The organism is Streptomyces sp. NPDC033131 (assembly GCF_055578365.1).
On sequence record NZ_JBVIPA010000049.1, the window covers coordinates 46,570 to 52,903 of the forward strand.

Consider the following 6,334-nt stretch of genomic DNA (forward strand, 5'->3'; position numbering starts at 1 on the left):
TCGGGAACCATGAGAAAACTGCAGGCCGGTTCGCGGTGGGGGCGCAGGCCGGAGATTGCGGTGGACAGTGTCTCCCGCATCTGACAACGTTGTCCAGGTTCTATGCTCGACGCCACATCCTCATACAACATCATGGATCTGCACATCCCCGTGGACGACAGGACAGGACACCGCATCGTGCCCGAGACCCACAGCCGAGCAGACCGCTTCGCGGGCGGTATCTCCGCCAACCGCTACGGCAACCGTCCGACCATGAAGGACGTGGCCGCGCGGGCGGGTGTCGGGCTGAAGACGGTCTCGCGTGTGGTCAACGGGGAGCCCGGGGTCACCACCGAGACGGAGCGCCGCGTCCAGGACGCCATCGACGCGCTGGGCTTCCGGCGCAACGACAGCGCGCGAGTGCTGCGCAAGGGCCGCACCGCCAGCATCGGGCTGGTCCTGGAGGACCTGGCGGACCCGTTCTACGGCCCGCTCAGCCGCGCGGTCGAGGAGGTGGCCCGCGCCCACGGCGCGTTGCTGATCAACGGCTCCAGCGCCGAGGACCCGGAGCGCGAACAGGAACTGGTGCTGGCGCTGTGCGCGCGGCGGGTGGACGGGCTGGTGGTGATCCCGGCCGGTGACGACCACCGCTACCTCGAGCCCGAGTTGAAGGCAGGGGTCGCGACGGTCTTCGTGGACCGTCCGGCCGGGAAGATCGACGCCGACGTGGTCCTCTCGGACAACTACGGCGGCGCCCGCGACGGCGTGGCCCACCTCATCGCCCACGGCCACCGGCGGATCGGGTTCATCGGCGACATGCCCCGCATCCACACCGCCGCCGAGCGGCTGCGCGGCTACCGGGCCGCCATGGAGGACGCGGGGATACCGGTGGAGGACTCGTGGATGTCCTTGGGCGTCACCGACCCCGGGCGGGTGCGGCGGGCCGCCGAGGAGATGCTGTCCGGCCCCTCCCCCGTCACCGCCGTCTTCGCGGGCAACAACCGGGTGACGGTCACCGTGATCCGGGTCCTCGCCGAACACGCCCGCCGAGTCGCCCTGGTGGGCTTCGACGACATCGAGCTCGCCGACCTGCTCCAGCCGGGCGTCACGGTCGTGGCCCAGGACGCGGCGACCCTGGGCCGTACGGCCGCCGACCGTCTCTTCCGCCAGCTGGACGGCACCCTGCTCACCCCGGAGCGGATCGAGCTGCCGACCCGCCTGGTCACCCGCGGCTCGGGCGAGCTGCCGCCGGCGGACTGAGCGGCTCATGAAGACCCGCACTCTCCTCGCACTGGGCCTCGCCGAGGCCCCGCGCGACCGTCCGCTCCTGTACCCGGGAGCCTGGCCGCAGGATTCCGGGCTCCTGGACGGAGACCACTTCCTGCCCCACGACCAGTTCGTCCACGAGGACCGCACGCCTGTCCTCGCGGTCGGCTCCAACGCCAGCCCCGGCCAGCTCCGCCACAAGATGGCCCAGGCCCGGATCGCCTCCCCCATCCCGATGGTGAAGGCCACGGTCACGGGCGTCGACGTGGGCGTCTCCGCGCACGTGAGCCGAATGGGGTACGTGTCCGCGTCGCCCTTCGACGCGCCGGGCACCGTACGGGAGTTGTTCGTCATCTGGCTCGACGCCGAGCAGCTCGCGGTGATCGACGCGAGCGAGGGTGTGCCGCTGCCGAACGGCAACTACGGCCGTGCCTGGCTGTCCGCGCCCGAGGTGCGGGTCGAGCTGGGGGCGGGAGTGACGCTGCCGGGCGTGTACGCCTACGTCAACCGCCACGGCGTCCTGCACGACGGCACCGGCACCGGCACCCCCCGCACGCACCCGGGCCAGCGGGCGCTGCTCACCGAACTCCTCGTGGGATCGGCCCGGTTGCGGGAACTGTTCGGGGTCACGCCCGAGGAGTTCTGCGCGCGGGCCCGTGCCGACCGGCATCTGTGCGAGCGGGGAACGCGACTGTTCAGGGACGAGAAGCGGGTGACGGCTTCCGGCCTGGAGCGGCATGTGCGGGTTCAGCAGACCGGGAGCCCCGGGACCGGCTCGTCGTTGTCTCCGCCCATGACGTAGACGTCGGAGACGTAGACGCCGGTGTTTCCGCTGTCGTCGTCCGTCTTGGCCCACCAGGTGTTGGTCCACTCGCCGGACGTCTCGCGACGGCCCAGGTTCTCCTGGCAGAAGAAGTAGTTGGTGCCCTCGTTGAGGACGCCGACCTCGGTGCCGGAGGCCGTGTACGACTTCGCGGTGCGCCAGACCTCGCAGTTGTACTTGCCGCCGCCGATGGAGTGGCAGGCGGGGGCCGCGGTGGTCGCCGTACCGTCGTCTCCCGCACCGCCGCCGGGGGTGCTGCCGTCGGTGCCGCTTTCCGGGGCCTTGGGCGGGGCGGAGGCGGTGGCCCGGCCGGAGGGCGTGGTGTCGGTCCCGCCACGTGTGGGCTCGCTTGTCGGCGCAGCCTTGTCGGCGGCCTCCTTCTCGGTCGGCTCGGGGCCGCCCGTGCGGCCGGCCGCTGCCCGGTCCGCCGCCTCGGACGCGCCGGCGGACGCCGTGGGCCGCGCACCGGCTCCGGTGTCCTGCTGGTCGTTCAGCAGGGCGGTGGTGGCCCCGGCGGTGGCCAGGACAACGGCGACGGCCGCGGCGGCGAGGAGGGCGGCGCGGCCCTTGCGACGGGACCGGGTGGTAGCGGGCATGAGGCCGGTGGAAGGGGAGGCTCCGGGCGCGGAGGCCGCCACAGGTTCGGGAACGGGAGCAGGCGCAGGCGCAGGTACGGGCGCGGGCGCGGGCGTGGCGGCCTCCTCGGACGGCGGCGCTGCCGGGAAGCTTCGCTTCGTCTCCTCCACCGTCGGCTTCGCGACCTCCGTCGCGCCCACCACGTCCGTCACCCCCCGCAGCGTCGTCGTCGGAGTGTCCGTGCCGTCCGAGTCCGCCACCGCCTGCAGCAGCTCTCGCGCCTCGCCCGCTTCCGGGCGGGACTCGGGCCGCTTGTCCAGCAGGCGTTGCAGAACGGGCCCCAGGCGCCCGGCGCGCCGGGGTTCGGGGATGGGCTCGCTGACGATGGCCGTGAGGGTGGAGAAGGTGGACGTACGGCGGAAGGGCGAGGCGCCCTCGACCGCCGCGAACAGCGTGGCGCCCAGGGCCCAGATGTCGGAAGCGGGGCCGGGGTCCGCGCCCTGCGCGCGTTCGGGCGCCAAGTAGTCCAGGGAGCCGACGAGTTCGCCACTGCGGGTGAGGTGGGTGGCCGAGCCGTCGCCCGGGTCCTCCATGGTGGCTATGCCGAAATCGGTGAGCACGACCCGGCCCGACCGGTCGAGCAGGATGTTGCCGGGCTTCACGTCCCGATGCAGGACGCCGGCGCGGTGCGCGGCGGCCAGCGCGTCCATGACCTTGGCGCCGATCCCGGCCACCTCGTGCGGGTCCAGGGTGCCGCGCTCGCGCAGGACGTCGTCCAGGGACGGCCCGTCCACCAGTTCCATCACGATCAGCGGTCGGCCGTCGACCTCGGTGACGTCGTGCACGGCCACGACCCCGGAATGCCGCACCCGGGCCGCCGCGCGGGCCTCGCGCTGCATCCGCAGCCGCAGCCCGGCAAGTTCGGGCCCGTCGGCGTCCGTGTAGGTCCGCAGCTCCTTGACGGCGACCTCACGTCCGAGGACCTCGTCGACGGCCCGCCACACGACACCCATACCGCCGCGTCCGAGCTGGCCCACCACCCGGTAACGCCCGGCCAGCACCCGCCCCGCCCCGTCCGCCTGTCCGTACTCCCCCGAAGACACCGCCGCCCCGTTCCTGTGACCCGTCCCTGCGTGCCGTACAGCCTACGGGGCAGGAGCGACAACTTCGGCCGACGGTGGCCGTTGTGACATGTCCGCTACTTCACGGAGGTCGTGAGGCCGCCCCGCCCGGGTGCCGCGAAGCCCTGGAGGTCGGCCCGGGTCAGGCCGGTGAGGCGGGCGACCTCGGCGATGTCGAGGGCGCCGCAGTCCAGGCCGCGCAGGAGGTAGCCGCTGAGGGCCTTGGCGGTGGCGGGCTCGTCCATGACGTCTCCGCCGGTGCGGTTGGCGTAGCGGGCTAGGCGGGCGGCGGCCTGTTCGAAGCCCTCGCGGTAGAAGGCGAAGACGGCCGCGTAGCGGGTCGGGAGGTGCCGTGGGTGCATGTCCCAGCCCTGGTAGTAGGCGCGGACCAGGGCGCGGCGGGTGAGGCCGTAGTGCAGGCGCCAGGCGTCGTGGACCTTGGCGGTCGGGCCGACCGGGAGCACGTTCGTCGAGCCGTCCGACACGCGTACGCCCGTCCCCGCGGCCGCGACCTGCATGACCGCCTTGGCGTGGTCGGCGGCCGGATGGTCGCTCGCCTGGTGGGCGGCGGACACGCCCAGGCAGGCGCTGTAGTCGAAGGTGCCGTAGTGCAGCCCGGTGGCGCGGCCCGCGGCCGCCTGGATCATGCGGGCGACCGTGGCGGTGCCGTCGGTGGCCAGGATGGACTGGCTGGTCTCGATCTGGATCTCGAAGCCGATCCGGCCGGGCTCGAGGCCGCGCGCCTTCTCGAAGGCCTCCAGGAGCCGGACCATGGCGGTGACCTGCTCGGGGTAGGTCACCTTCGGCAGCGTCAGGACGAGTCCGTCCGGCAGGCCGCCGGCCTCCATCAGGCCGGTGAGGAAGATGTCGAGGGTGCGGATGCCCCGGTCGCGGACGGCCGCCTCCATGCACTTCATGCGGATGCCCATGTACGGAGCCGCCGTGCCGTTCTCGTACGCCTCGGCGATCAGGCGGGCCGCACGGGCCGCCGCCTCGTCCTCCTCGGCGTCCGGGCGGGGGCCGTAGCCGTCCTCGAAGTCGACGCGCAGGTCCTCGACGGGCTCGTGCTCCAGCTTGGCGCGGACGCGGGAGTGGACGGGGCCGGCGAGTTCGTCGGACAGACCGAGGACGGCGGCGAAGGAGGCGGCGTCCGGGGCGTGTTCGTCGAGGGCGGCGAGGGCCTGGTCTCCCCAGGAGCGGATGGTGTCGGCGGCGAAGGCGTCGCCGGGGACGTACACGGTGTGGACGGGCTGGCGGGTGCCGGGGTCTCCGGGATAGCGGCGCTCCAGTTCGGCGTCGACCGGGGCGAGGGAGGCACTGATCTCCTCGCTGACGGCAGCCGCGAGGCTCGTCGCCACCTGCTCCTGCTGGCCCTGACCCATCCCACACCCTCCAATTTTCCGCTATACGGAATCAACAATCCGTATAACGAAGCTATCGGTGGAGCTTCCCGCCGGTCAACACCCGTCCGCACGGTGATCCGTCGGGCCACTCCCGCCCCTACGCCTTCTTCCGCACGACAGGGCTCATCCGTCATCCTGACTCACGGGGGGAGGGATCGCGTGTCGGACGTGAGGAGAGTGACCCGCCGGTCGGGCCTGCGGACGGTGGTGGCCGCCACCCTGGCCGTGCCCCTGTTCACCACGTCGTCCGTCTCCGCCCTGCGCCGCAAGGACCGCAGGCTGGAGGTGATGACCCTCAACCTCCGGTTCGCGAGCACCACGGAACCCAACAGCTGGGCCGCCCGCCGTCCGGTACTGCGCGAGCTGTTGCGCCGCGAGGCCCCGGCGGTCATCGGCACCCAGGAGGGCATCTACCAGCAGCTGCGCGACATCGAGTCCGACCTCGGACCGCACTACGACTGGATCGGCACCGGCCGCGCCGGCGGCAGCCGCAACGAGTTCATGGCCGTCTTCTACGACACCCGCCGCCTGGAACCACGGGAGTACGACCACTTCTGGCTCTCCGACACCCCGGACGCGATCGGCTCGAACACCTGGGACGGCGCCTCCGTCCGGATGGTGACCTGGGTCCGCTTCCGCGATCTGCTCGACGGCGGCCGGGAGTTCTATGTCCTGAACACCCACCTCGACAACGCCAGCCAGTACGCACGCGCGCGTGCCGCGTCACTGATCATCCAGCGCATCGCCGGACTCGACCGGCTCCCGCTCCTGATGACCGGCGACTTCAACGTCGCCGCCCACCAGAACGCGGTCTACCACACGATGCTGGGCGCGGGCCTGGTCGACACCTGGGACGGCGCGGCCGAGCGGAGCAGGCTGTACGGCACCTTCCACGGCTATCAGCCGCTGACTCCCGACGGCGAGCGCATCGACTGGATCCTCGCCTCGTCGGGCGTCACCACCCACCGCGCCTCGATCAACACCTTCGCTCCGGGCGGGCAGTTCCCGAGCGACCACCTGCCGGTGCAGGCGTCCGTGACCCTGGGATGACGAAGGCCCCCGTGAGGCCGCGGCGGATTCTAGGGATCGTCGCAACACGTGATTGGTTGTGTCAGACGGCGAGCAGTTTATGCAGGCGCTCGGCTGGGGTTTCCCAGCCGAGCGTC

General features: G+C 72.3%; 5 protein-coding genes. 3 read left to right on the plus strand and 2 right to left on the minus strand.

Annotation, left to right across the window (positions count from 1 at the left end):
* Nucleotides 1–177: 177 nt before the first annotated feature.
* Both ACZ5XS_RS39290 and ACZ5XS_RS39295 read left to right on the plus strand, forming a co-directional pair.
* On the plus strand, nucleotides 178–1,239 hold the full coding sequence (locus ACZ5XS_RS39290; RefSeq protein WP_468659683.1) for a LacI family DNA-binding transcriptional regulator: 1,062 nt from the start codon (nucleotides 178–180) through the stop codon (nucleotides 1,237–1,239).
* A gap of 7 nt (nucleotides 1,240–1,246) precedes the next feature.
* Nucleotides 1,247–2,047, plus strand: a complete 801-nt coding sequence (locus tag ACZ5XS_RS39295) for a hypothetical protein (RefSeq protein ID WP_468659671.1) — start codon at nucleotides 1,247–1,249, stop codon at nucleotides 2,045–2,047.
* Here the strand turns inward: ACZ5XS_RS39295 and ACZ5XS_RS39300 are convergent.
* Both ACZ5XS_RS39300 and ACZ5XS_RS39305 read right to left on the minus strand, forming a co-directional pair.
* Nucleotides 1,993–3,747 carry a serine/threonine-protein kinase gene (locus ACZ5XS_RS39300; RefSeq protein WP_468659673.1) on the minus strand — a complete coding sequence of 585 codons (1,755 nt, stop codon included), beginning with the start codon at nucleotides 3,745–3,747 and terminating at the stop codon, nucleotides 1,993–1,995. The two genes, ACZ5XS_RS39295 and ACZ5XS_RS39300, sit on opposite strands and share 55 nt — an antisense overlap.
* Before the next feature lie 95 nt (nucleotides 3,748–3,842).
* A complete protein-coding gene (locus ACZ5XS_RS39305; RefSeq protein WP_468659675.1) occupies nucleotides 3,843–5,147 on the minus strand; it encodes a DUF6986 family protein in 1,305 nt (434 codons plus the stop codon).
* 180 nt (nucleotides 5,148–5,327) lie between these two features.
* Here ACZ5XS_RS39305 and ACZ5XS_RS39310 point away from each other — a divergent pair, with 180 nt between their 5' ends.
* Nucleotides 5,328–6,218, plus strand: a complete 891-nt coding sequence (locus ACZ5XS_RS39310; RefSeq protein WP_468659677.1) for an endonuclease/exonuclease/phosphatase family protein — start codon at nucleotides 5,328–5,330, stop codon at nucleotides 6,216–6,218.
* The last annotated feature ends 116 nt before the right edge of the window (nucleotides 6,219–6,334 follow it).

What these genes read in the sequence shown, in the direction of transcription:
- ACZ5XS_RS39295 (WP_468659671.1), top strand. Translation starts at nt 1,247, where the DNA reads ATGAAGACCCGCACTCTCCTCGCACTGGGCCTCGCCGAGGCCCCGCGC.
- ACZ5XS_RS39305 (WP_468659675.1), bottom strand. Translation starts at nt 5,147, where the DNA reads ATGGGTCAGGGCCAGCAGGAGCAGGTGGCGACGAGCCTCGCGGCTGCC.